This window comes from Oceanobacillus salinisoli, from assembly GCF_009733865.1.
GTDB lineage: Bacteria > Bacillota > Bacilli > Bacillales > Amphibacillaceae > Oceanobacillus > Oceanobacillus salinisoli.
Genome location: NZ_WOFB01000060.1, coordinates 1 through 2,230, shown reverse-complemented (window position 1 = coordinate 2,230; position 2,230 = coordinate 1). Strand labels below are relative to the sequence as shown.

At 39.6% G+C, this 2,230-nt stretch carries 1 protein-coding gene; it reads right to left on the bottom strand.

The genetic code is table 11. The annotated features are described in order from the left end of the window. Positions 1-229: 229 nt before the first annotated feature. The gene (locus tag GMJ66_RS20265; RefSeq protein WP_156292119.1) at positions 230-1,837 is read right to left on the bottom strand and encodes a CTP synthase; all 1,608 of its coding nucleotides are present in this window, start codon (positions 1,835-1,837) and stop codon (positions 230-232) included. Between the last annotated feature and the right edge of the window lie 393 nt (positions 1,838-2,230).

The window sequence follows — 2,230 nt, the reverse complement described above, 5'->3', positions numbered from 1 at the left end:
CCACGAACCGTAAGTATTCTGCCGGAGCGAATGAAGCCCTCCTTATCATTAGAACAAGCGAGAATATCACTGATAGGAATTTTCATTAGTCAGGAGTTTCTATCAAATATTTTCTGTAAAAGCAAAAATCTCTAAAAAACAGCCTAATAAAAAAAATACACACGCCATTTCTATTCGAAACAGCGTGTGTATGGTTATGTTTAACTTTTAAGAAAGCCTGAAAAAAGATTTAATTTTTTCGGTTCTCTACTGAAGCTCCGATAAAGCCTTTGAATAGGGATTGAGCTCTTGTTGGGCGGGATGTGAATTCTGGGTGGAACTGACATGCTACGAACCATGGATGATCTCTTAGCTCAATGGTTTCCACTAATCTGCCATCAGGACTTGTCCCAGAGAAAATAAATCCTTCTGCTTCCATTTGTTCCCGATAGTCATTATTAAATTCGTAGCGATGACGATGGCGCTCTTCAATCACATCGGCATGATCATAAGCGGCTTTCGTCTTCGTTCCATCTTTTAATTTACACGGATATGACCCAAGTCTTAGTGTGCCCCCTAAGTCTTCCACATCTTTTTGTTCTGGAAGTAAATCAATAATCGGGTATGGTGTTTGCGGATCAATTTCAGCAGAATGCGCACCTTCCAGGCCAAGTACATTACGAGCAAATTCCACAGAAGCTAATTGCATTCCAAGGCAGATACCGAAAAATGGAATATTGTTTTCGCGGGCAAAGCGAATAGCTGTCAGTTTTCCCTCAATTCCACGGTCACCAAATCCACCGGGAACAAGGACACCATCTACATTTTCCAATTCTTCTCTGATTCCTTCTTCTGTTAACTTCTCAGAGTTAATCCATTGTACGTTGATATCCGCATCGTATACGTATCCCGCATGCTTCAATGATTCCACAACGGAAAGGTAAGCATCTGGAAGTTCCACATATTTACCTACAAGGCCGATATTAATCGTTTTGGAAAGGTTTCGTACTTTGGAAACAAGCCCCTTCCATTCTTCCATATCTGCAGGACCGCAATCCAAATCGAAATGCTCACAGGTTAGCTCGTCCAGCTTTTGATCTTGAAGGGTGATTGGAACCTGATAAAGGGTATCCGCATCAGGCATTTCAATTACTGCTTGCTCATTGATATCACAGAACAGGGAAATCTTTTCTTTCATTTCTTTACTGATTGGCTGCTCTGTTCTAAGCACTACAACATTGGGCTGGATCCCTAAAGAACGCAATTCCTTCACACTGTGCTGAGTCGGTTTTGTTTTTAGTTCTCCTGCAGCTTTAATGTAAGGTACGAGTGTACAATGCACATACATCACACTGTTTCTTCCCACTTCATTTTTTATTTGACGAATCGCTTCCAGGAATGGGAGGGATTCAATGTCACCAACTGTCCCACCAATTTCTGTAATAACGACATCTGCTTTCGTTGCCTCGCCTGCACGGAATACTTGATCTTTAATTTCATTTGTAATGTGAGGGATAACTTGTACGGTACCACCTAAATAATCTCCACGTCGTTCTTTTCGAATGACACTGGAATAAACTTTTCCAGTTGTAATATTGCTGTATTTATTTAAGTTAATATCTATAAAACGTTCATAATGTCCTAAATCCAGATCTGTTTCTGCCCCATCCTGTGTAACAAAAACTTCCCCATGCTGATACGGACTCATCGTACCTGGATCCACGTTAATATAAGGATCAAATTTTTGAATTGTTACCTTTAATCCCCGGTTTTTCAACAGTCGGCCTAATGAAGCTGCTGTTATTCCTTTCCCAAGTGAGGACACAACCCCACCCGTTACAAAAATATACTTCGTCACCATTCATCCCTCTTTCTTCGGTTGTTAATTATATCTATTTTGTACTAATAAGATAATAAAATGAATTCCTAATGGAAAAAATCTGCATTAATCAATGATAGCTTTCCAAACATGACACCATTACAACATGGAAAGCCAAAAGCTGATTACACAGATTATATGAGAGGTAATTGTTTTATTAGAACCTGCATTCACTCGTACTACAGCAAATAGGCTCATTTTCTTATAGCCAGGACGTTACATTTTAGCTAACCGAATCCTCTTCTTCGCTGAAAATCTTAGACATTCCTGCGTATTTGAAATACTCGCATTCGCTCGTCCTTAAGCGAATGGATTAGTTTTTCTTATACTTGGGGTACATTAAAATTTTAACTACGTCGAATCCTCTTCATG